This window comes from Paenibacillus sp. S150 (genome assembly GCF_019352175.1).
GTDB lineage: Bacteria > Bacillota > Bacilli > Paenibacillales > Paenibacillaceae > Paenibacillus_AQ.
On record NZ_JACBYI010000027.1, the window covers coordinates 17,606 to 41,262 of the forward strand.

Consider the following 23,657-nt stretch of genomic DNA (forward strand, 5'->3'; position numbering starts at 1 on the left):
TACAGCACAATAAAGTTGGAGATTTCCGGGCGGTTTTATTGTATGATATGAGGAAAGCTTCAAATAGACAATGTTAAAGCATTGATCCGGAAGAGGATGGGGGGAGCAGCATGACCGAACTTACGACTGCCGTCAGCAAAAGCAATTCTAACAATCTGCTGCGGCGAGACGTACGGTTCCTGGGGAATATTTTGGGTGAAGTCTTGGTTCACCAAGGCGGCAACGAACTGCTGGAGATCGTGGAGAAGATCCGTGAAACCAGCAAATCGCTGCGCTCATTGTTTTTGCCTGAACTGCACAATGAATTCAAGGAGCTAATCAATTCACTGGATCCGGAGAATCGGCACCAGGTGATTCGGGCATTTGCCATCTATTTTCAATTGGTGAACATCGCCGAGCAGAATCACCGGATTCGCCGCAAACGCGACTATGAACGTTCAGCCGGGGAAACTGTACAGCCCGGTTCTATCGAAAGCGCGATTCAGGAGCTCCGTGAGCGGGATTTCTCACATGAGGATGTTCATGAGATCATGAACGGTCTGTCTCTGGAGCTGGTCATGACGGCTCACCCTACGGAAGCCATGCGGCGGGCGATTCTCGATATTCACAAACGGATTTCCGATGATGTCATGGGTCTGGATAACCCTACCTTAACTTTCCGGGAGCGCGAACAGCTGCGCGAGAAGCTGTTGAATGAGGTCATTACCTTGTGGCAGACGGATGAACTGCGCGACCGCAAGCCTACTGTGCTCGATGAAGTGCGGAACGGCATGTACTATTTCCATGAAACGATTTTTCAGGTGCTGCCGGATGTATATCAAGAACTTGAGCGATGTCTAAGCAAATATTATCCTGGCCAGAACTGGCATGTGCCGACTTATCTGCGTTTCGGTTCATGGATCGGCGGCGACCGCGACGGCAACCCTTCGGTGACTGCGGCTGTGACCCTGCAGACCCTGCGTTTGCAGCGTAAGCTGGCGATTCGGGAATACCAGCGCATTATGCGCGGGCTGATGCAGTATTTAAGTTTCAGTACAAGCATCGTCAATGTGACGCCGGAACTGCTGGAATCAATTGAGCAAGACCGCAATATTATCAATCTTAACCGGGTGGACGCCTGGCGCAATGACAACGAGCCTTACCGGATTAAGCTCAGCTATATGATCTCCAAGACACAGAACGTTCTTGATGATGAGAAAAAAGGTACGCCGGAGCGCTACTCCTCACCACAGCAATTTATAGATGATTTGAATGTGATTGACCGCAGTCTGCGCCATCACTATGCCGATTATGTAGCGGATACCTACATTAAAAAGCTTATTCGCCAGGTAGAGCTGTTTGGATTTCATACGGCGACTCTTGACGTCCGCCAGCATAGTCAGGAGCATGAGAATGCGATGACTGAAATTTTGGCCAAAATGAATGTTACACAGGATTACAGCAAGCTGGAGGAAAATGAGAAGATCGAGCTTCTGGAAAAGCTCTTGAATGATCCTCGGCCGCTGACTTCGCCGTACCAGTCATATAGTGAGAGCACAGAGGAATGTCTTGCAGTATACCGCACCATTTATACAGCGCAAGCGGAATACGGCAAACAGTGTATTACCAGCTACCTGATCAGCATGGCTGAAGCCGCAAGTGATATTCTGGAGGTTATGGTCTTTGCCAAAGAAGTTGGACTGTTCCGCAAAGACAATGATGGCACTGTGGTGTGTACTCTGCAGGCAGTACCGCTGTTCGAGACTATCGACGATCTTCATAATGCGCCGCAAATTATGCGTACACTGCTCAGCCTGCCGATCTACCGGGATGCGGTTAGAGCGATGAATGATCTCCAGGAAATCATGCTGGGATATTCGGACAGCAACAAGGATGGCGGTGTGGTTACCGCCAACTGGGAGCTGCGTGTGGCACTCAAGGATATTACAGCTACAGCGGATGAATTCGGCATTAAGCTGAAATTTTTCCATGGCCGCGGAGGGGCGCTTGGCCGTGGAGGCATGCCGCTGAACCGCAGTATTCTGGCTCAACCGGCCTCGACAATTGGCGGCGGCATCAAAATTACGGAACAGGGTGAAGTCATCTCCTCCCGTTATTCAATGCAGGGAATTGCCTACCGCAGCCTGGAGCAGGCAACCTCTGCACTCGTTACTGCTGCGATTAATGCCAGATCACCGCAGACGGATCTGTACGAACCGAAATGGGAGGAAATTATAGAACGGATTTCGGAGGTATCCCTGAACAAATATCAGGATCTGATCTTCCGTGATCCGGACTTCCTGAATTTCTTCAAAGAGTCGACTCCGCTTCCCGAGGTGGGAGAGCTTAACATTGGTTCCCGCCCGTCCAAGCGGAAGAATAGTGACCGCTTTGAAGACCTGCGTGCGATTCCTTGGGTTTTTGCCTGGACGCAAAGCCGCTATCTGCTGCCGGCTTGGTATGCTGCGGGAACGGGCTTGCAGAGCTTCTATGACGGCAAAGAAGAGAACCTGAAGATTATGCAGCATATGTATGCCAGCTTCTCTTTCTTCACTACGTTAATTGATACGCTGCAAATGGCCATTGCCAAGGCCGACCTGATTATCGCCAAGGAATACGCCAGTATGGGCAAAAACGATGAAGCCCGCCTGCGCATCTTCGGACAGATTGAAGCGGAATTCAAGCTGACCTCCGAGCTGATTCTCAAAATCACCGGCCAGCAGGACATTCTGGATAACGTGCCTGTTATCCAGGAATCGATCCGTTTGCGTAATCCGTACGTTGATCCGCTCAGCTATTTGCAGGTGCAGCTGCTGTCCGAGCTCAGAGCTTTGCGCGAAGTGGAGGGCGATGATACCGAGCTGCTGCGCGAGGTGCTGCTCACCATCAACGGCATTGCCGCCGGACTGCGGAATACGGGCTGATAACTTCATTGATAAGGACTTCCTTCATGGTCCTGCCCTTCATTCTCCTGCCCTAACGATCTTGAACCTAGGAAGTCGGCAGTGCCGCTTCCCCACTCCCTGTCTGCCTCTGTATGGAGGCCGGACGGGGATTTTTTAAAAATATGATTTATATGCTCGGCACACTAAATGATCCTTCTATTTCTCGCTGAAACACGCCGTCCTTATAAGGACGGCGTAGCCGTTTCTACTTGTTGTTTAGGATATTTTGATTTTTTTTGCTGTGTTAAGGTGTGTATACATTTAGGGATAAGCAAAAACTTGTGGTAGCCGTGTTGAACCTGCGGGTTCTGCTTTGCTGGAGGAAACGCGGAATTAAGGGGCCGGCCTGGGTCTCGGAGGGCAGGAATATGGAATGGAGTGAAGTGGAATGAGTAAGAATTAGTACACTTACACGGACAAAAAAGTCTTAAAGGAATCGTGGGAAAAAGCTGGCTCCATCTAAAAGTAGGATCCGGCACTAAGTGCGCGGAGGGCCAGAGGAATTCCGGAGAAACGATAGTGTTCGCCTTTAAAGACCGGTTTCAACCTGCAATCTTATTCCAATCAGGAAACCGGCTTTAACAGCGGCCGGAAGAACTCTCTGAACCTGCAGCGGACTTCATTCACATCGTCAACCGCTGATTTTGGTTTTAAGCCAAAAAGGTAATTTAATGTATAGGAATGGAACCGGAGAACCTGAAAACGCTGATGGAACGCAAGGAGGTTCATAGGGAACGGAAGCGAAGTGGAAAAAGTAACACTAATAGGCTGGAATTTTGGCTTTAACGGGCTTTAGTGGGATTTTGTACACTTCATGGAGGTCCGTTTACCCCAAACGGCTGATTTCGGCTGAATTAGTTGTACTTTTTCCCACTAGGGATGATTCAGGAGCCGAATGCGCTACCTTAGTGTTACTTTTTACCACTAAAATAGCTGCCCTTTGGATGAATGGTTCAAGTTCATCTTAGTGCAGGCGTATTCCTCTGCAGGGGGGAGAAACGGATCGATTAAAGTGGGGATTAAGAACCTATCCCAAGATAAGTTACCGGGTTTGAATGGATCGTACGCTTCTCCAAACGATATGAGCGCAGGCGAAATGAAGCAAGACTTCATAGTTCCATGCCTTCTTTCAAGCGAACAACAGCCCGCATACCTCTTTTCTAAGGGGCCAGTCTATAGGTAGGCGTGTAGTGGGCTTTATTTGTTTTTTTTGGCTTATCCCCTTGTGTAGGTGCGGAGTAGGCAACCCAAGCATCCGGCAGCTCCCTTCCCATCCCAACGATTACTTCCACACTCATCCGCTTACTCTTTCTCGCTCGCTGTGTGTGATTATTCGCAAGATTACTGCAGCACGCCCGAAATAACGGCAGAAATGCCGTCGTTGAGGCGAAGCTGGCCAACTCTCATCATCTCTTACTTTTTTCTTACCCATAGTTCTTACTTAGCATATTCTGGGATAGGCTCTTAGTTTACTTTTTCCACTTGAGCTTAGCCGCAAGGTCTGACTGGAGGGATCGGGGAGGAAGAGCTTCAACTGACCAGGGGAACCGGAGAGCCAGGGAACCGCAGGGAGTCTTACACCTGAAATCCCAAACAGCTAATCTGTCCAGCAAAGGGCGGCATAGCCGTTTTGTTCAAGATAAGAATTTAACCGGAATTTCGAAAGTGAATTGAACAAATCCAGATCGGACAAGGGATAGCCCCTCTTTTTTCCATCACCCATTTGGTGCAAGTTGTTTTTCACAAAAAATCCCTTCGTGTAGAGCCTTTTAGATGATTTGTAGATGCTTACTTTCGAAATTCAGGTTTATACGTTTCACGCCATATATTAGCCTTATTTTTCTCGCTGAAACGGATACCGTCCTTATAAGGACGGCGTAGCTGTTTCTACTTCTTCTAGATTGATCGCCTGCCGGAGCGACGGAGCGGGAATCTGGAACTGGAGAAGCGTCAGCGTTCGCCTTTGTTGTCAGATTTAGGGCTGCGAACTGCGGCTCCAATCAGGAAATCTGAAAACAAGGCGACCGAAAGTCCAAATGTTTCGGGCAGTCAGCGATTAATCAGCTCTATTTTTCAATTTATCCCATTTTTTTCCTATAATCCTACAAGGCAACAATACAATCCTTGATTTTTGAACAAACTTGAATTACGATTTAAGAGCTTGTACCGTGGACATTCAAGAGATGAAAGACCAAGGGCGGCAAGTCTGGGGGAGTTAACAGGTGGAGAACTTGGAAGGCAGATTGACAAAGCTCGCCTTGAAGGGCGACCAAAGGGCCTTTGCCGAGCTTGTGGAATTATATAAAGACAAAATATATCATTTGGCTTACCGGATGCTGAACAACCGTCATGAAGCGGAGGATATTGTTCAGGAAACGTTTTTGCGCGTATATCGGAATTTGGACCGTTATGATGACAAGCAGAAATTTTCAACGTGGATTTACCGCATCGGCACGAACCTTTGTATTGACAGGCTGCGCAAGCGGCGGCCGACGTATTCGCTGGATGCCGAGATGAATGATCAGGAAGGCATTGACGGCTATTCCATGATCCCCAGCGATAATGTGACCCCGGAAACGGAGCTGCTGCTCTCCGAGACGCAGAGGCTGATCTACGAGGCGATCGACAGCTTGCCGGTGAAATACAGGTCGGTGATGATTTTGCGCTATCTGCAGGATTTGTCGCTTCAGGAAATCAGTGATGTCATGGATATGCCCGTAACAACGATCAAGACCCGCGTGCATCGCGGACGTGAATTTTTGCGTAAAAAATTAGGCCCCAAAATGTAAAAATAGATTATTTTTTATGAAACGTCTGATTGGCAGCGCCGTATGTAAGTTAAGCAAGTCTTATGCGCCCTGCCCATTTGCCAAGTAATAATTAAACAGCCTCATGAAAGGATTGGCTCCTATGGAATGCAAACTGGCCGTCTCTATGATGCACGACTACCTGGATGACGACTTGCCCGAACTGCAGCAGAGGGAATTGAAGGAGCATCTTCTATCCTGTACAGATTGCCGTGCAAAGTTCAAAGAACTGGAACAGACCGATATGCTGATGTTTTCCCTGATGCACCAGAATCCTGTGGCTTCGGAGGATCTGGTAGGCCGGATTATGAGCTCCATACCGCAAGTCAAGAAAGAACGGGCCTTTGTTACCTGGATCAAGCGGCATCCCGCGTTTACAGCGGCGTCCGTGTTTATTCTTGTAATGCTGATGAGCTCCGTTACTTTTTGGAATCAGGACCGGCAGCTTGTAGTCAGGGGAAGTGACCTGGATCAGGTTGTCATCAAAGGAGATACGGTCATCGTACCTTCCGGCAAAACAATATCCGGCGATCTGACGGTTGAGAACGGTAAAACTCAGGTATATGGGGAAGTGAACGGCAATGTGACTGTGATCGACGGCTCCTTGTACCAGGCTTCAACAGCTCATATCTCCGGGCAAGTCAAAAGCATAGACCAAGCGGTAAGTTGGCTCTGGTATAAAGTGACGAACATGTTCTCTGAAGTTGCCTACCGTTAAACAACAATTGGTTGCTTTTAGCAGAAATATTATTTGCGCCTCTTTTTCCGGAAAGATGGCGCTTTTTTGTTGCCTGTAAATAGGATGAGGCGAATCCCGCCGGCCTAAACTTGCAACCTGGGCTGGAACGTTATAACCTAGATATGATACAGAACTTACAGGCATTTTACATAAACCCAGCTAATATGAAATGACGGGGGTTTTGGCATGAGTTATTTTAACGACCTTACATGGAAAGAGTCCATTAAAGATATAGTCGATATTCTGATCGTCAGCTATATTATCTACAAAGTGCTCAATATGGTGCGGGGTACCCGTGCCATCCAATTGCTGAAGGGGATACTGGTGCTGGTTGTAATCTGGGCAATAAGTACTTTGCTGGATCTGTATACCCTTAAATGGCTTATGAACCAGATATTTACATTCGGAATATTTGCGATATTTATTATCTTCCAGCCGGAATTGCGAAGGGGGCTGGAGCAGCTGGGACGGGGGAAGTTTTTTGGACGGGCTGCCGAGAATGATGAGGAGATCAGCAAGCTGATTGGTGAAGTGATTAAAGCTGTGAATTATTTGGCGCAGCGGAAAATCGGGGCTCTAATTGTCTTCGAAAGGGCTACCGGGCTTAATGAATATACGGAGTCTGGGATTCCCATGCGTTCTGTGGTCAGCTCCGAGCTGCTGATTAATATCTTCATCCCGAATACGCCGCTGCACGATGGCGCGCTGATTATGCAGAATGGGCAGATTGCTGCCGCTGCTTGTTATTTGCCGCTGTCCGAGAATCCCTTCATCAGTAAGGAACTGGGGACACGTCACCGCGCGGCAATCGGCATCAGTGAAGTCGCAGATTCTGTCTCAGTTGTGGTCTCGGAAGAGACCGGCAAGATTTCGCTGGCAATCAACGGGCAGATCGTGCGCGATATTAAGGAAGAATCCCTGATTTCCAAGCTCTACCAAGAGCTGCGGGCTACTTCACCGCTGAAGGAGAAGAGCTCCGTTTTCTGGAAACGGAAGGGGGATAAGAGCAATGGATAGGTGGATGAAGAACAACAATTTCAACAAAATTCTCGCCCTTGTCTTCGCCATCATCCTCTGGATCATCGTCCACGTGGATACGGCGGCCACTAACCAGACGACGGTCAACACGGAATCCAAGATTATTGAAAATGTAAAAATAGAGGAAACGGGCTTCGATGAAGAAAAATATGTAATTACCTCGCGGGATGCCGAAAGTGTCAGACTGGAGGTTATGGGCAAAAAATCAGATCTTACCTACAAGTTTTCCGATGCCTATAAAGTATGGGTGGACTTGAGTAATGTACAGCCGGGAGATAACACTCTTCCCCTGAATTACTCCCTGCCCAGCGGGGTAACATTGGAGGATATTACGCCGAATGAATTGAATGTGCATGTGGAGCTGCGGAATACCAAGTCTTTTCCCATATCCATTGTTACCAAGGGAGAGCCAGCGGCGGGCTACCAGGTAGGGACACCCGTTGTAGATCCAGCCGGGGAAGCACAGGTAACACTGCCAGCAAGTGAACTCAGCAAGGTGGCCAAGGTGCAGGGAACCATCGAGCTGGAAGGCGAGGATGCCACAATCAGTGAAAAGAAACTGAAGCTGTATGCGGTTGACAGCAGCGGCAACGAGATTAAGGATGCGGTCATCGAGCCTTCTTCCGTAGCTGTGGAGCTGCCAATCACCCTTCCGTTCAAAAGCCTGCCGCTGAACATCAGCTTTACCGGCCAGCTGCCGGGGACGTTGGCTCTATCCCGGGTGACACCGGAACAGGATACGGTAACGGTATATGGAACCGAAGAGGCCCTGGCTTCTTTATCGTCTTATGAAGCGACGCTGAATTTAAGCACACTGGGTTCCGCTGGCACCCAGGAGCTGAAGCTGGAACTGACAGCTCCGGAGGGTACCGCCAGGATTGAGCCTGCAGTCTTAAATGTGTCTGTAGTTACCTCGGAAATAGCAGAGAGGACCATCGACAATATCCCTATCAAGCTGGAGGGTGTGAACACCGGGCTTACCGCTCTGATTGCAGATCCGGCCGGCAAGGCTGTTACCCTGGCTGTATCAGGAGCTCCAGCCTTGCTGGATCAGCTGAATAAGGATAATATCAGCGTGGTGGCGGATGTGGTCGGCCTCACCGCCGGAATTCATGAGGTGGCTCTGCAGGTTTCGCTGCCCAGGTTCATTACACTGGGGAACGCTACGCAGCGGCTCACCGCAACTGTAGAGCTGCAGGCACCGTCAACCCCTGCACCCACTGAGACCCCGGATAACGGCAGTGTAAACACGGTAAGCCCTGAGCCAAGCACTGAGCCAGCCTCCGGCGAGGAAAGTACTCCAGAGCCTGTGCAGAGCGGAGATAGCTCTGTGCCTGCGGCCACGCCTACTCCTTCCGACGGAGCAGCGGAGAACAGCGGCACTTCCGGTGCTAACGGGACCGGCAACAATGCAGGCAGTACTGGCGGGACGTAACTTTTCCAGCCGGTGTACGTCTATATTAAGTGTTATAAGCACACGAAATAGGGATTCATTCATACAATAATTCATTAAGCTGAAGCAGCGTATTCAAAGGAGAAAACAGATGGGTAAGTATTTTGGAACAGATGGGGTGCGCGGAGTCGCAAACCGGGAATTAACAGCAGAGACGGCCTATAGCATCGGCCGCTGCGGAGGATATGTATTGGCAGGCAATGTGGAGAAGCCTAAGGTGGTTATAGGCATGGACACGCGTATTTCGGGTCCGCTGCTGGAATCGGCGCTTGTAGCTGGCATGTTGTCCATTGGTGCCCGGGTTATCCGGCTTGGTGTCGTGAGCACGCCTGCTGTGGCTTATATTACAAGATTGCTGAAGGCAGATGCGGGAGTGATGATTTCCGCCTCCCATAATCCGGTTGAGGATAACGGGATTAAGTTCTTTGGCGGGGACGGCTTCAAGCTGACGGATGAAACCGAGCTGCGCATTGAAGAGCTGATGGATGCAGAGGCAGATGAATTGCCGCGGCCTGTAGGTGCAGGTCTGGGGACAGTAAGCATAGATAACGATGCGAAATATTTGTATTTGGAATACCTCAAAACAACGATTTCCCATAAATTCACTGGCCTTAAGGTTGTGCTGGACTGTGCCCATGGAGCGGCTTATGAATTGGCGCCGCGCTTGTTCAGGGAGCTTGGCGCAGAAGTGATTGCCATCGGTTCGGAGCCGGACGGACTGAATATAAATGACGGCTTCGGCTCCACGCATCCGGAGACGCTGCGCGAGGAAGTGCTGCGACAGGGTGCGGATCTGGGGCTTGCTTTTGACGGGGATGCCGACCGGCTGATTGCCATTGATGAGAACGGCGACGAAGTCGACGGAGACTTTATCCTCTGTATTTGCGGGGATGCCATGAACCGTGCCGGCAAGCTTAAAGACGGTACTATTGTATCCACGGTAATGAGCAATATCGGTTTCTACAAAGCGACGGAGCAATTGTCGTTGAACACGGCCAAAACCGCAGTAGGTGACCGTTATGTGATGGAGGAAATGCGGCGTGGCGGTTACAATCTGGGCGGCGAACAGTCCGGTCATGTGATTTTCCTGGATTATAATACAACAGGTGACGGTATTCTGACGGCGATCCAACTGGTGGACACGATGAAGGCATCGGGCAAGAAGCTCAGTGCGCTGAAGGCAATGATGACCAAATACCCCCAGGTGCTTGTGAATGTGCGCGTACAGGATAAAACCAATTATCCGAACAATCCGGCGATTGAAGCAGCCATTCATGACGTTGAGGGCAAGCTCGGCGACAATGGCCGTGTACTGGTGCGTCCTTCCGGAACCGAACCGCTGATCCGCGTAATGGCGGAAGGACCGGATAAGGCGGAGCTGGATCTGTATGTCGGGCAAATTGTTGATGTCGTTCAGCGCGAATTGGTTTAATTAGGAATATTAATGCTGTAGCGGTTCTGCCGGTGAAGTGGATGCTTGATCTTGCTTCACCGGCTGAATGTTTATTTTGTCCAATTTCTTGCATGAGCTGTCAAAAGTATTCCTGTGGCGCGCATTGCCAAAACGATGTAAGGTGCATATAATAGATTAAGTGTCATTCCAGAAGGAAAGCGGGGATAGTAAGGTTGGCAACAGTAAGCGCCAGAGCTTGATCTTGCGCGGGGGAGAAGGGAAAGCCGGTATTTGCCGATAAGGGCAGGGCTTGAACGGATCACGGCAGATGTAAGCTGACGAGGTGGAGGTGTTCGAAATGTTCGGCGGGGACCTCCCGGTGATGCACCAGAGCCGTAAATGGAAACGGAAAATGCGAGGGCGACCTTTCACACAACGTTTCTGTGGGTGCAAGCAGAATTGTATAAATCATGGGTATGCGCGATAACGGAAAGTAACAAAGCGTTCTGCCACGGCAGAGGAGAAGACTGTACATTTCATGAGCATAGCTGCAAGGAGACGGGAATACTGTCCTTTTAGGGTCACGCAGCCGTTCTCGCTTGCCCAAGTCTGAAATACAACAGAATATTTGCTTTTTCTCAAAAAACATGCCGCACGGCACGTTTCTTTCCTTATGCCGCCCACACTATAAATTGGACGGAGGAAAATATAATGTGTGGTATTGTAGGATATATCGGGAATCAGAATTCGCAGGGAATCTTGGTCGAGGGTTTGAAAAAGCTGGAGTATCGCGGGTATGATTCGGCCGGGATTGCCGTATTTACCAAGGATGGCCTTCAGGTTGTAAAAGCGCAGGGCCGCATGGCGAACCTGGAATCGAGGCTGGAAGCTAGTCCACTGACAGGCAGCGCCGGAATCGGGCATACACGCTGGGCCACGCACGGCAAGCCTTCCGATGAGAACTCCCACCCTCACACCGATGAGAGCCGTAAGTTCTCGGTCGTTCACAACGGGATTGTTGAGAACTACCTGGACCTTAAGGAAGAACTGATTGCCGGAGGATGCCACTTCACTTCCGAAACGGATACGGAGGTTATTTCCCACCTGATTGCCCGCGAATACAACGGTGATATCGTAAAAGCTGTCCAAAAAGCGATTACTTTCATGCGCGGTGCATTTGCACTGGGAGTTCTAACAGAATATGAGCCCGACAAACTGGTGGCTGTTCGTCAAGCCAGTCCGCTGATCATTGGTCTGGGCGAAGGTGAAAACTTTATCGGGTCCGATATTCCGGCTTTGCTGGAATACACCCGCAACGTATATATTTTGAACGACGGCGAAATGGCTGTGCTGACACGGGATGCTGTCGAATTGATGACGATTGAAGGCAACTTTATTTCTCGGGAAATGATTACTGTCGATTGGGATGCGGTTACCGCAGAAAAAGGCGGCTATGAGCATTTCATGCTGAAAGAAATCCACGAGCAGCCCAAAGCTTACCGCGATACCATGCGCGGACGGATGAATGCTGAAGGAAATAAAGTTATTCTGCCGGAGCTGAACCTGACGGAAGAACAGATCAAGAACATCCGCAACATCCAGATCGTTGCTTGTGGGACTGCTTATAATGCAGGTCTCGTTGGACGCAATCTGATTGAAGCCCTGGTTCGTATTCCTGTGGAAAATGACATCGCTTCGGAATACCGTTACCGTTCGCCGATTGTAACTCCGGAAACCCTGGTTATCGTAGTCAGCCAATCCGGCGAAACTGCGGATACCCTGGCTGCGCTGCGTGAAGGCCAGGCAAACGGTGCGCATGTGCTGGCCATCACCAACGTAGTGGGCAGCTCCATTGCCCGTGAAGCCAATGATGTGCTGGTAACCCTGGCTGGACCGGAAATTGCGGTGGCTTCCACCAAAGCTTACACTTCGCAGCTGATTGCCTTTACCTTGCTTGGTCTGTATATGGCTGAGGTGCGCGGAACACAGACTGAAGCACAGGTTGCTGAAATTCTGGCCGCAATGCAGTCCCTGCCTGAGCAGGTGGAACAAATCCTGGCACAAAAAGAAGCGATCAAAACCTACGCCGAGCAAATCGCCGTGCATAAGCACCTGTTCTTCATCGGCCGCGGCATAGATTACGCAGTAGCCCAGGAAGGATCGCTGAAGCTGAAAGAAATCTCCTACATTCACTCCGAAGCTTATGCTGCAGGTGAATTGAAGCACGGTACCCTGGCGCTGATCGAAGAAGGCGTTCCGGTTATTGCCCTGGCAACCCAGGAATCGGTGCTGGAGAAGACGGTAAGCAACATCAAGGAAGTGAAAGCCCGCGGTGCAGATGTCCTGGCCATCACACATGAAGAGCATGTCACCGACCTGCTGAGATCCGTCGATCAAGCCTTCGTTATTCCGAAGACCCTGCCGCTGCTGACCGCTGCATTGTCCGTAGTTACGCTGCAGCTGCTGGCTTACTACGCTTCGCTGGCCCTGGGCCACGATGTGGATAAACCACGGAATTTGGCGAAGAGTGTTACGGTGGAGTAGGTGATTTCTGGTTAAGGGCAAGCTTGATAAATTACATTAGTGTGTTGTTCTGAGAAAGCTTAAGATCTAGAGCCGTCCTGAAATTCCAGGGCGGCTCTATCTTTTTTCTTGATGGAAAAAGTAACACTATTGGGCTGGAACCCTGGCTTTAACGGGTTTTAGTGGGATTTTGTACACTTAATGGAGGCCCACTCCCCCCATACGGCTGATTTCAGACGAGCTAGTTGTACTTTTTCCCACTAAGGCTGGTCCAGGATTCGAATGCATTGGATTAGTGTTCCTTTTTCCCACTAAGGTGGGCTGCCCTTTTTGTTATTGTTCCAAGTTCATCTTATATGGACTGAAAAATAAAATATTAGACTGACGATGCTTCATTAAGCTAACGGGCAGGCTAACGGAATGGGACTGCAGTCGAAAAAAAGAACAAAAAATTGCCCGATTAACGATACTCGATACCCATGGTACCCTGAAGGAGAACAATATTGCGTCATCTGACCTGGTTATTGTCTGAATCAATCGGCATTTCCGGATTTGTTGCGCGGTTCGCCGGAGATGAATTGTCCGCGCTGAATATGATTTCGTCCAAGCGAGCAGCCTCATCACGATCTATGTACATGCTGTCCCCGAACATGCTTCGATTTGAAGATGGGAACGAAATATCGTTTACACGATCACCTGTAATGAATAAAGAAAGATGCTGTGCCGAATACGAAAAAAAGAAGCCGACCATTTCGTTGATCGACCTCTATTTATTCTATTGCGCGGTCAAAATTTGTGGACCTTCAGCCGTGATGGCGATCGTATGCTCGTATTGGGCGGCAAGCTTGTTGTCCATCGTCCGTGCGGTCCAGCCGTCCGGATCGATTGTCATGAGGTAGGTGCCTTCGGTGATCATGGGCTCAATCGTGAACACCATACCTTCCTTGATACGGAGGCCTTTTCCGGGCTTGCCGACATGCATATAAGTCGGTTCCTCGTGCAGGTCGCGGCCGATGCCATGGGCGAGAAGGTCCCGCACGACGCCGAAACCATGTGATTCCGCATGCCGCTGAATCGTGCTCGTCACGTCGCCGAGTCGATTGCCGGGCTGCGCCTGCCCGATGCCCAGGCCAAGACATTCCTTCGTGACGCGCATCAACTTCTCGGCCGTCGGCGAGATCTTCCCGACTGCATAGCTCCAAGCCGAATCGCCGAGCCAGCCGTCGAGCTCCGCGACCGTGTCAATCGTCACGATATCGCCTTCCTCAAGTGGCTTATTGCTGGGGAAGCCATGCGCGATCACGTCGTTGACGGAGGCACAGGTCGCATATGGATAGCCCTTGTAGCCCTTCTCGTATGGCTTGGCGCCGTGCTTCAAAATAATGTCTTCGAATATGCGCTCAATCTCGTTCGTTGTGATGCCCGGTTTGATGAGCGGGGCAATTGTACGGTGGCATTCAGCCACCACTTGGCATGCCTTGCGGATGGATTCGATTTCATGCTTGCTTTTTAAGATGATCATACTTGTATCAGGACTCCTTCGTAATAGCTTGCATAGCGAGTCGGGCGATCCGGCCGACGTCCAGGTCGGAATTTCCGGCATAGTAGTGCAGCCCGCAGCAACCGACCAGCACGGCAAGCATATGGTCGACGCTGTCGTCTTCGCACTGGGCGATCGATTGGAGTGGAACGTACAGCCGTTCCATAAATTTTCTTTTGGCGTGGTGTCGATCCCTCTCAGGCAAGCCTGCATAATGTTCCGCCGCCATTTTGTAGACGAGATATGCGCGGGCGTCCGACTGCCACAGCCGGAGCAGCGCTTTACAATATGTCAACAACTGCCGGTCATCCGGGGGGCTGCCGCTGATGTTCGCCCATTTTGCGATAACTTGCTCGCATCGCTCGAAGCCGCTTCCTAACACATCGTCTATTAATAAATGCCGGTTGGGGTAATAATGGTATACTGTGCCGTAACCAAGCCCTGCCTCGCGGGCGACGTCGCGAATATCAAAGCTGCCGCCCGTGCGAAAGTAGGAGCGCGCGGCGACATCCAGGATCTGTTCTCTGCGCTGCATACGTATGAGCTCATTTTGTTCTTTGGTACGGGGGCACATGGGCGTGAGAACCTCCTTATGTAGACCTGCAAATTTGTCGATATAAAGATAGTAACGCATGGGGCGGAGAAATGCAAAAGATCTGTTGGTGTTCGATGAAAAAGTTGTAGACTGGGCGCTGGCATTAACCAAACGGGAAACGTTAGTTCAATGAAACAGCGACAGTCTAACACTTTAATTTCTGCTGGCAATAAGGTAACTTTTGCTGTAAAAACGGAGATCTCACAAGGCCGGGTTGGTGGAATTGAGCAGGGTAAGACTAAACCCTCGGCTGAGATTCTAATTGAATTAAGAAAAGAATTTAATGCTGATTTAAACTGGTTATTCGACGGGGATAAATAAAAGTGATGGATTTTAATCTGGGATTATTGGAAGGCTGATCATTGAGCTCTAATAAATAATATATCGGGGCACCCAAAGGTTCTTGACATCTAGCTGCCAGAAGAAAATAATGTTTAGGCTAAGAAAATAAAGTACTAAACTGTCAAGGACATTAAATTAAAGGGCAGAATAGCTCAATAATTTTGCGAATACTCTACATATGGAGTTATTTACGAAGTTCGTATATAGAACGATTGTCTGCTATAAGTCTATCCGGTAAGTTCGGAGCAAAGTGAAAGTGGGCGTAAAATGCTTAATAAATTTCTGACGATACGACCAATAACCTGGAATATCTTGATAGGAACTCTATTTAGCCGCATTGCATATTTTATGTGCATGCCATTTCTTGCAATCTATCTCACGTCAATTAAGGGAATTCCTGCAAGCGTAGCAGGAATGATTTTAGCGTCGAGTGCTTTGGTGGGAGTCATCACAAGCTTTTGGGGCGGCGTATTAACCGATCAATATGGTGCCAGGAAGATATTATTTACTACAGCAGTGGTGTGGGGGCTAGTCTTTTTTTCGTTTACGGTGGCAAGCAGCGCATTGCAATTTTTTGTGATAAATGTTTTAAATGGTATTTGTTATTCCATATTTGAGCCGGCGACACGGAAGGTTTTATCTGACCATGCCAGTGAAGGAAATAAGCTAATGGTTTTTAACTTCCGATTGACGGCATTGAACGTGGGCGCCATTATAGGTCCAATACTCGGTATTGCTCTTGGCAAAAATTCGAGTATCCTGCCATTTGTGCTATTAGGCACTATGTATCTGCTATACGGCTTTTCTATTTTGTTTACATTGAAGGAAAATGGTACAGCAGATGCAGCAGAGCAGGCCATTCAAAAGAGTGAAGTCAAGCTAGTACCTGCCCTCAAGGTTATCTTTACAGATAAGGTGTTCATGTGGACTTTAGTGGGGACTATTTTTACATTTACAGGTTACTCGCATTTGACCTCTACACTCCCTCAATACTTCAGTGAGCCCACCATTTTTAGGAAGGGTGTAGAGACATTTTCAATTCTGCTCTCTGTAAATGGATTTGTGGTGATTTTAATACAATATCCTGTCGTTAACCTCATGAAGCGCTTTACACCCTTCATATCGATTGCATTAGGTAATGTACTGATCAGTTTAAGCTTAGTGATGTTTTCACTATCCCAGCATTTTGTTTATTTGTTAGCGACCATGGTGGTATTTACTGTAGGTGAGCTTTTGCTGGGGTCAATGATAGATATCCTGATCGATGAGCTCGCTGTAGAGTCGCTAAAAGGCACCTATTTTGGTGCGATCAGTTTTATGAGATTAGGGAATGCACTGGGGCCGATGATCGGAGGCTTGGTCATCAGTGTTTTAGGATTTGGAAAATCAACTATGCTATTTTCGATTCTCGCAGCCATTACATTATTTGGAGTTATTGCCCTGTTAATATCAAGGAATTTGTATTTAAGAGAAAACGATATGAAGATGATGGAGGCTCTGAGGGAAAATGTATAGTAAAAAACGATTGTTTCTGGTGGGAATTGCACCGGATTTAACAAGAAGAGCTATTTTGAGAGCAAAGCAATTGAATTATGAGGTTATAGTTGGTGAGACACCTGCAGAAATGCAGAAGAATAGGACTCTGGTGGAGGCGGCAGATCAAGTTATTGAAGTTAATATTAATGATGTTAATGCTCTGTATTCTGTGGCAGAACAGCTTGATCATGAGAAAAAAATTGATGGGATGCATACGTTTAGAGAATTCTCTTCTGAACCGACGGCTAAAGTGATTGAAAAGTTAGGCTTGTATGGCTTGCCGTTTGACGTTGTAGAAGCCTGCAACGATAAATTTAAAACAAAGATTAATTTGGAAAAGCAGGGTGTTTTATCTGCGAAGTATCAATTGTGCAGCACTTTGGAAGAAGCAAAGAACTTTTTTGAAAGTATAGCTGCACCTATCATCATTAAGCCTTTAAAAATGCAAGGCAGCTTAGGTGTATTTAAAATCACCAAAGAAGAAGAGCTTCTTCTTTTTTTTGAGCGTTGTAAAACAGCGGGCAATGACGCAGTTGTCTTAGCAGAAGAGTTTATTGAAGGGCAAGAGATCTCGTTAGAGGTCATGGTGTGTAATGGTAAAGTTCACGTTTTGGGTGTGACTGAAAAGTTATTATTCCCAGGGACGTTCGTTGAGAGGGGACATACCACAGGCTATGAATCGGAAGTGTTAGATGCTGGGGATTTCCAAAATATTGCTGAAAACATTGTGAAAGCTGCAAATGTTTTTTTTGGTCCTATGTTTATAGAAGGATTTGTAACACCAAAAGGTTTTTATTGCGGTGAAATACATACACGTTACGGCGGAGATCAAATCAGCACAATTACAGAACTAGGGAATAAGTATGATCTCATTACGCCTATCTTTTCAGAGCTTATGGGAGATGCAGTTGAAGTTGTACCTGTGGGAGAGAGAGAGAGTTCCGGGTCGAGATTTATTTCTGCAAAGCCAGGCCGGATTGTTGAGATAGAAGGTGTTGAAGCGATTAAACGGATGGCAGGAGTACATTCTATCGATTTATATTGCCAAGTAGGCAATGTTGTAAATGAATTATGTTGGAATCGGGATCGATTAGGGTGTGTGGTTGCCAAAGCCCCATCCAGGGAGGCTCTTGAAGCGATTTTTAATGATGTGTTTAACGTTTTAAGGATTGAAACGGTTTAAAGGGTAAGGGAGGAGAGGTATTATGAAAAATATTTTGATTATTCATCTGCCTAACCCGAGCCGGAAAATGCATTTTCAGCAGGCAAAGGTCTATGGTGCAGCATTATATTTGATGATGGAAAATCCAACGTGGGAGCTTGAATATGTGGACCACGTCGTATGTGCCAACGTTAGAAACATAGAAGAGGCGGTGCAAAACGCTAGGGCTTTATCGCAAAAGGTTGCCATAGATGGGGTTGTCACATTTGTAGAACATGCAGTGCCTACCGCGGCGGCAGTTGCTGAAGCGCTAGGTCTGCCTTTTATTTCTCAAGAAGCTGCTTATAAGTCGAGAAATAAATACGAAATGCGTCAGCAGTATGAAGCGTTTGGTATAAAGTGTCCCCAATATGCTCTTGTAGACAGCGTTGATGAAGCAAGAGCATTTACTGAGCAAGCCGGGTATCCTGTTGTGGTTAAGCCAATAATAGGGGGCGGCAGCCTGGCTGTTCTTAAAATAAATAATGAAAAGGAATTGAGAGCGCATTTTGAAAGAATGAAGCTTTCAGTATGGGAGACCTTTAAGGAGGATGCGGTGTATCCTAGAGCGTGGTCGGCTTGTGGTGGAAAGATGCTTATCGAGGAATACATAAAAGGGATAGAAATTAGTGTCGAGTCGTTAACTTATGAGGATGTGACTGAGGTATTGGCAATACACGATAAGCAAATGCCGGAAGAGTCCAATTTTTTTCCGGAGGTGATGTTTTCAACACCGACCTCCTTCCCTCGAAGCATTGAAGAAAAAGTCATTCAAGCGACTCGAACAGCCAATAAAGCGCTTGGAATTCACTGTGGTGCAACGCACACGGAATACAGAATTACCGATGATAATGAACTGTACATCATCGAAACAGGCGCCAGAATAGGAGGCGGACCTATCTTTTTATCCGTCTTAAACTCTACAAGGATTAATATGATACACAAAATTATGGATGTCGCCCTGGGGATAAATCCTAAAATCAAAAAAAATCAACCCAAGCCCATTGCTTTTTATCAGCATTTCATTGATGCAGATGGAGTTGTGGATGAGGTTGACGTTGCGGGGATTGAACGTATTCATCAAAACCCCAATCTCATAGAGCTGCATATCTATAGAAGAAAAGGCGATCGAATTATTTCAGAAAAGCGAACCTTAGCGCACGCCCATGTTATTGCTAAAGGCGAGACGGTTGAATTGGCCTTGAAAAATGTGTATGAGATGGCGCAAAATATTCATTTTAGACTTACAGAAGGGCAAATATAAACGGATTGTAAAATGGAGCAGCATGGGCCGTCCTTAAATATAAGGACGGTTCTTTTTTTAGAGAGAGTCAGAAAATGCTGTCGGGTTAATCCAAATCCAATGAAAATATACGATTTTTAAATTATTTGCAATTTATTCCTGTCAAGCTATCCTCTATTCTATTAATAGAAAGCGGTTTCATTTATATAGCTCAACTCTTGCTTTGCATCATGAGTTCCTCCGGCAAACAGCATGTTTAATACCGGGAGGTGATGCATCCGGCTGGATGCAGCCGATCTACTTTATCCTAAATAAAGGGGATGATATGAAGATGAAGAAATCTGTAGTGGTTACCCTGATTTTGAGTTTTTTGGTGAGTATGGGCGGTTTGTTTGTGGAAGAGAGGACAGCGGCGGCGGCAACGGCGTTTACGCATCCCGGCTTGCTTCACACCCAGGCGGATTTTGACCGCATGAAGCAAATGGTCAATGCGGGTACGCAGCCCTATCTGGACGGATGGAATCAATTAGTCAACAGTCCGCTGTCACAGTCCGGCTGGACTCCGCGTGCCACTGCTACGATTACCCGCGGCGGCACAGGCGATAACGTGTCCTTGCTCTATAACGATATTGCGCGGGCTTACCAGAATGCCCTGCGCTGGAAAATCAGCGGCAATACGGCTAACGGCGACACAGCCCGCGATATTTTGAATGCGTGGTCTTCCACGCTAACTACAGTCACCGGCAATGCTGACCGTTATTTGGCTGCCGGACTGTACGGATATGAAATCGCAAACGCAGCCGAGATTATGCGGGGCTATTCCGGTTTCAATGTGGCCCAGATGCAAAATATGCTGCTGAATGTATTTTATAAGCCGCTTAACGAGCGTTTCCTGATCGGCAATGAATACGGGGGAGACCACAACGACGCCTATATCCAGAATTACTGGGCGAACTGGGATCTGGGCAATATGGCTGCAGTTGTGGCTATTGGTATTTTCTGCGACCGCCGGGACATTTACAATATTGGCATTGAATATTACAAAAACGGTGCCGGAAACGGCTCCATCTATAATGCAATTCCATTCCTGCACGCTGGCGGGCTTGCACAATGGCAGGAGTCCGGACGCGACCAGGCACACACCCAACTGGGGATTGGACTCATGGCTACGATTAACGAAATGGCCTGGAATCAAGGCGATGACTTGTATGGATGGGCGAACAACCGCTTCCTGCAAGCTGCTGAGTACGTTGCCAAATATAATAATGGGGATGATAGCGTGCCGTTTGCAGCCTACGAATGGGGCACCGGCACCAACGGCGCTGTCCAGACACAAACCGTAATTTCCGACGCCAGCCGTAATGAATATCGCCCAATCTGGGAAATGATCTATAATCACTATGCAAACCGGAAGGGTCTGTCTGTGCCCAATATTGCCGCTCGTGCCAGCCTGGTGAGACCGGAAGGCGGCCCCAATACCCAATATCCTTCAACATTCGACCAACTGGGCTTCGGGACACTGCTCTATACCCGGCCAGCCGGCAGCGGCGGAACGGCCGTTCTTCCGGATGGCAATATCCCTGATGGCATATACCGTTTCATTGTGCGTCTTGACGGCAAGGCCATGGAAGCATCCAGTGCAGCAAGCGGCGCACAAGTAAGAAAATCGACATATGCAGGAGGAGCCAACCAGCAGTGGACGGTGACCCACCTTGGCGGTGGTCAATACAGCATCAAGAATGTGCAGAGCGGACTCCCATTGGATGTAGCCAGCGGTTCCCTGAATCATGGGGCTAAATTTCAATTGTGGAGCAGCACGGGCGGCAACAACCAGAAATTCGCTTTTATTCCTGTCGGCGAGGGTTATTACCGGATCACTCCGGTGCATTCCAACAAGCCTGCTGACGTGGTGGATTTATCCACCGCCGAAGGCGCCCTGATTCAGCAATGGCGATACCTGCTTGCCAGCAACCAGCAATGGAGACTTGAACCGTTGTCCGTGAATGTCCGCCTGCAATCCTACAACTATCCCGACCGTTATATTCGGCACAGCAGCTACCGTGCACAGATCAATGATAATGTGGCACCGGCTCAAGACGCACAGTTCAAGATGGTTGCCGGATTGACGGATTCCAACGGAGTATCGTTTGAGTCCGTCAACCTTCCGGGGCGGTTCCTGCGTGTCCGTTCCAATGGAGAGGTATGGCTGGATCAGAATGACGGCACGACTGCCTTCAAGAATGATGCAACCTTCCGCCGCGTGGCCGGCTTGGCTGATCCCCAGCTGTCGTCTTACCAGATGTGGGCCGATGCAACCAGGTATCTCCGCCATTCCAATTATCTGCTGTATGCCCAAGCTGTGTCCGGCTCGTCGTTTAACGCTGACGCCACGTTTACAGAGATTGCCCCTTGAAGCCGGGCATGGCTTCATAAGGATACTCTGAGCGAAAAAGTCAAAAAGCACAGCAAACGAGAAGAAGCTGTATACCGGATAGGTGCAGCTTCTTTGTATTATCCGAGCTGCCCATTGATTATGCGGGCAGCTTCTTTACGCACCGGCCACAGGCAGTCTGACCGTAAAAGTGGAGCCCTGCCCCGGCTCGCTGCTGACCTCAATCGTTCCTCCGCTGAGGCTGATGATGCGGCTGACCAGAGGCAGACCGAGGCCGTTGCCTTCGGCAGAGCGGGCAGGATCGCCCTGATAGAATTTCTCGAAAATATGCTTGCGGACGCTTGGGGCCATTCCCGTTCCCGTATCGGATATGACTGCCGAGATCCACTTATCTCCGGGCCGGAGAGAGACCGAAATTTCTCCGCCTTCCGGCGTGAATTTGACGGCATTGCCAAGCAAATTCAGCCACACCTGCATGATCAGCTCTTCATTGCCATAATAGTGCAGCTCCTCCAGATCAATGTTAAGGAGCAGCTGCTTCGGAGTCCATAACGTTTCCAGCAATAAAATGGCCTGGCGGATTTGCTCATCCAGCCGGTACTCGGTTTGACCTGTGAGCATTTCCTGATTTTCAAGCTTGGATATTTTGAGAATATTGCCGGAGAGGGTGGACAGCTGCCGGGCGCTGTCTATAATCATTCCGGTGTATTCGTTGTGCTCTCCTTTGCTGAGGTCGTCTTCCTGCAGGAGGGAGGCGTATCCTTCAATGGCTGCAATGGGCGTTTTGAATTCATGGGATACATTGACCACAAAATCATTGCGGAGGGTCTCAATGCTGCGCAGCTCCTGAACCATAATGTTGAAGTGATGGGCAACATCGCTGATCTCGCTGACCCGGTGCGATTCATTCAGATAAATGTCGAAGTTGCCCTTGGCGATTTCCTTGGCCGCCTTGCTGAAATCCGCAATGGGAGCCAATATTCTCCGCCCCACCATCACGGTGATGGTGGTTCCCATGACCAGACTGAACATGATAACAGTCAGGAGGAGCGGGAAGAAGCTTCCATGCTTCATAGCATTATTCTCCGAGCGGAAATATAGATAGGCCAAGACAGACATGAGCAAGAGAAAGGACAGAATAATCACAAACACTAACGATACAAAATACCACCACAGCCCATCCTTTTTGCGCCTCATCCCAGCTTCACCGCCTTATAGCCCAGCCCTCTTACCGTGACAATTTCAAAGTCACTGCTTTCCTTGAAACGCTCGCGCAAGCGGTTAATATGGACTACCACCGTATGCTCATCCGATTCCGTATCCATTCCCCAAATTTCATCCATCAGCTGCTGCTTGGTAAAGATTTTGTTCGGATAAGAAATCAATTTATAGAGCAGATAAAATTCCTTCTGCGGAAGAAGGATGCTCTCCTGCCCCTGAATTACGGTTAACGAATCATATTCCAGCAATGTTTCCCCGCATTCGATCCGCCGTTCGCTGATAATTCTGGCCCGGCGGAGCAGCGCCCCCACACGCAAAATCATCTCATTCACATTCACCGGCTTGACCATATAATCGTCGATTCCGACCAGGAACCCCTGTTGTTTGTCGGCGAAGTTCTCCCGTGCAGTCACCATGAGGACAGGGAGGTTATTGTTATTGTCCCTGAGTGTTCTGGTCAGCTCGTAGCCATCCATGTGCGGCATCATAATATCGCAGATGATCAGATCGATATATTCCTTATCAAGTACAGCAAGAGCATCCTCGCCGTTCACTGCAGGCATTGCGCGGTATCCATTTCTGGTGAGGACTGTGCAGAAGAGCTGCCGCAGCTTAGCGTCGTCCTCAACCACAAGAATAGTAAACATAAGGTTTCCTCCTGGAACGGTTCATTGTCATTCAACGTATAGCTTGTTTAAGTATACCTCATC

General features: G+C 48.6%; 16 protein-coding genes. 12 read left to right on the forward strand and 4 right to left on the reverse strand.

From position 1 onward, the window contains the following. Positions 1–110 precede the first annotated feature (110 nt). The 7 genes from ppc (at position 111) to glmS (ending at position 12,898) form a co-directional block, all read left to right on the forward strand. Complete coding sequence (gene ppc, locus HYD27_RS21345; protein ID WP_219218500.1) at positions 111–2,903, forward strand: phosphoenolpyruvate carboxylase; 2,793 nt, start codon at positions 111–113, stop codon at positions 2,901–2,903. Positions 2,904–5,146: 2,243 nt separating this feature from the next. Next, positions 5,147–5,713 (forward strand): RNA polymerase sigma factor SigW, encoded by a 567-nt coding sequence (sigW, locus tag HYD27_RS21350; protein ID WP_219218502.1) that lies wholly within the window; start codon positions 5,147–5,149, stop codon positions 5,711–5,713. Between the two features lie 121 nt (positions 5,714–5,834). Next, entirely contained in the window at positions 5,835–6,449 is a 615-nt protein-coding gene (locus HYD27_RS21355; protein WP_219218503.1) for a zf-HC2 domain-containing protein, read from the forward strand. Between the two features lie 207 nt (positions 6,450–6,656). After that, the gene (gene cdaA, locus HYD27_RS21360; RefSeq protein ID WP_219218505.1) at positions 6,657–7,487 is read left to right on the forward strand and encodes a diadenylate cyclase CdaA; all 831 of its coding nucleotides are present in this window, start codon (positions 6,657–6,659) and stop codon (positions 7,485–7,487) included. Continuing rightward, entirely contained in the window at positions 7,480–8,943 is a 1,464-nt protein-coding gene (locus HYD27_RS21365; protein WP_219218507.1) for a CdaR family protein, read from the forward strand. Before cdaA ends, HYD27_RS21365 begins: the two co-directional genes overlap by 8 nt. 109 nt (positions 8,944–9,052) lie before the next feature. Further along, on the forward strand, positions 9,053–10,393 hold the full coding sequence (glmM, locus tag HYD27_RS21370; RefSeq protein ID WP_219218509.1) for a phosphoglucosamine mutase: 1,341 nt from the start codon (positions 9,053–9,055) through the stop codon (positions 10,391–10,393). Between the two features lie 672 nt (positions 10,394–11,065). Next, the gene (gene glmS / locus HYD27_RS21375) at positions 11,066–12,898 is read left to right on the forward strand and encodes a glutamine--fructose-6-phosphate transaminase (isomerizing) (protein WP_219218511.1); all 1,833 of its coding nucleotides are present in this window, start codon (positions 11,066–11,068) and stop codon (positions 12,896–12,898) included. Between the two features lie 754 nt (positions 12,899–13,652). Here glmS and map read toward each other — a convergent pair. After that, positions 13,653–14,399 (reverse strand): type I methionyl aminopeptidase, encoded by a 747-nt coding sequence (gene map / locus HYD27_RS21380; RefSeq protein WP_219218513.1) that lies wholly within the window; start codon positions 14,397–14,399, stop codon positions 13,653–13,655. 7 nt (positions 14,400–14,406) lie between these two features. After that, positions 14,407–14,952, reverse strand: coding sequence for a TetR/AcrR family transcriptional regulator (locus HYD27_RS21385; RefSeq protein ID WP_228745242.1), 546 nt, complete (start codon positions 14,950–14,952; stop codon positions 14,407–14,409). 189 nt (positions 14,953–15,141) lie between these two features. Here HYD27_RS21385 and HYD27_RS21390 point away from each other — a divergent pair, with 189 nt between their 5' ends. The 5 genes from HYD27_RS21390 (at position 15,142) to HYD27_RS21410 (ending at position 21,747) form a co-directional block, all read left to right on the forward strand. Then, the gene (locus HYD27_RS21390) at positions 15,142–15,333 is read left to right on the forward strand and encodes a helix-turn-helix domain-containing protein (protein ID WP_219218516.1); all 192 of its coding nucleotides are present in this window, start codon (positions 15,142–15,144) and stop codon (positions 15,331–15,333) included. A gap of 288 nt (positions 15,334–15,621) precedes the next feature. Further along, a complete protein-coding gene (locus HYD27_RS21395; protein ID WP_219218517.1) occupies positions 15,622–16,869 on the forward strand; it encodes an MDR family MFS transporter in 1,248 nt (415 codons plus the stop codon). Continuing rightward, positions 16,862–18,073 (forward strand): ATP-grasp domain-containing protein, encoded by a 1,212-nt coding sequence (locus HYD27_RS21400; protein WP_219218518.1) that lies wholly within the window; start codon positions 16,862–16,864, stop codon positions 18,071–18,073. Before HYD27_RS21395 ends, HYD27_RS21400 begins: the two co-directional genes overlap by 8 nt. A gap of 22 nt (positions 18,074–18,095) precedes the next feature. Further along, positions 18,096–19,355, forward strand: a complete 1,260-nt coding sequence (locus tag HYD27_RS21405; protein ID WP_219218519.1) for an ATP-grasp domain-containing protein — start codon at positions 18,096–18,098, stop codon at positions 19,353–19,355. Between the two features lie 310 nt (positions 19,356–19,665). Further along, positions 19,666–21,747 carry an AbfB domain-containing protein gene (locus HYD27_RS21410; RefSeq protein WP_228745243.1) on the forward strand — a complete coding sequence of 694 codons (2,082 nt, stop codon included), beginning with the start codon at positions 19,666–19,668 and terminating at the stop codon, positions 21,745–21,747. Between the two features lie 135 nt (positions 21,748–21,882). Here the strand turns inward: HYD27_RS21410 and HYD27_RS21415 are convergent, their stop codons facing one another. Continuing rightward, on the reverse strand, positions 21,883–22,923 hold the full coding sequence (locus HYD27_RS21415) for a sensor histidine kinase (protein ID WP_219218521.1): 1,041 nt from the start codon (positions 22,921–22,923) through the stop codon (positions 21,883–21,885). Then, positions 22,920–23,594, reverse strand: a complete 675-nt coding sequence (locus HYD27_RS21420; RefSeq protein ID WP_219218523.1) for a response regulator transcription factor — start codon at positions 23,592–23,594, stop codon at positions 22,920–22,922. The genes HYD27_RS21415 and HYD27_RS21420 overlap by 4 nt, the downstream gene beginning before the upstream one ends. Positions 23,595–23,657: the final 63 nt, after the last annotated feature.

Coding starts and splice junctions, on each gene's coding strand:
- ppc (WP_219218500.1), top strand. CDS start 111: ATGACCGAACTTACGACTGCCGTCAGCAAAAGCAATTCTAACAATCTG.
- HYD27_RS21355 (WP_219218503.1), top strand. CDS start 5,835: ATGGAATGCAAACTGGCCGTCTCTATGATGCACGACTACCTGGATGAC.
- cdaA (WP_219218505.1), top strand. CDS start 6,657: ATGAGTTATTTTAACGACCTTACATGGAAAGAGTCCATTAAAGATATA.
- HYD27_RS21365 (WP_219218507.1), top strand. CDS start 7,480: ATGGATAGGTGGATGAAGAACAACAATTTCAACAAAATTCTCGCCCTT.
- glmM (WP_219218509.1), top strand. CDS start 9,053: ATGGGTAAGTATTTTGGAACAGATGGGGTGCGCGGAGTCGCAAACCGG.
- glmS (WP_219218511.1), top strand. CDS start 11,066: ATGTGTGGTATTGTAGGATATATCGGGAATCAGAATTCGCAGGGAATC.
- map (WP_219218513.1), bottom strand. CDS start 14,399: ATGATCATCTTAAAAAGCAAGCATGAAATCGAATCCATCCGCAAGGCA.
- HYD27_RS21385 (WP_228745242.1), bottom strand. CDS start 14,952: ATGCAGCGCAGAGAACAGATCCTGGATGTCGCCGCGCGCTCCTACTTT.
- HYD27_RS21390 (WP_219218516.1), top strand. CDS start 15,142: ATGAAACAGCGACAGTCTAACACTTTAATTTCTGCTGGCAATAAGGTA.
- HYD27_RS21395 (WP_219218517.1), top strand. CDS start 15,622: ATGCTTAATAAATTTCTGACGATACGACCAATAACCTGGAATATCTTG.
- HYD27_RS21400 (WP_219218518.1), top strand. CDS start 16,862: ATGTATAGTAAAAAACGATTGTTTCTGGTGGGAATTGCACCGGATTTA.
- HYD27_RS21405 (WP_219218519.1), top strand. CDS start 18,096: ATGAAAAATATTTTGATTATTCATCTGCCTAACCCGAGCCGGAAAATG.
- HYD27_RS21410 (WP_228745243.1), top strand. CDS start 19,666: ATGAAGAAATCTGTAGTGGTTACCCTGATTTTGAGTTTTTTGGTGAGT.
- HYD27_RS21415 (WP_219218521.1), bottom strand. CDS start 22,923: ATGAGGCGCAAAAAGGATGGGCTGTGGTGGTATTTTGTATCGTTAGTG.
- HYD27_RS21420 (WP_219218523.1), bottom strand. CDS start 23,594: ATGTTTACTATTCTTGTGGTTGAGGACGACGCTAAGCTGCGGCAGCTC.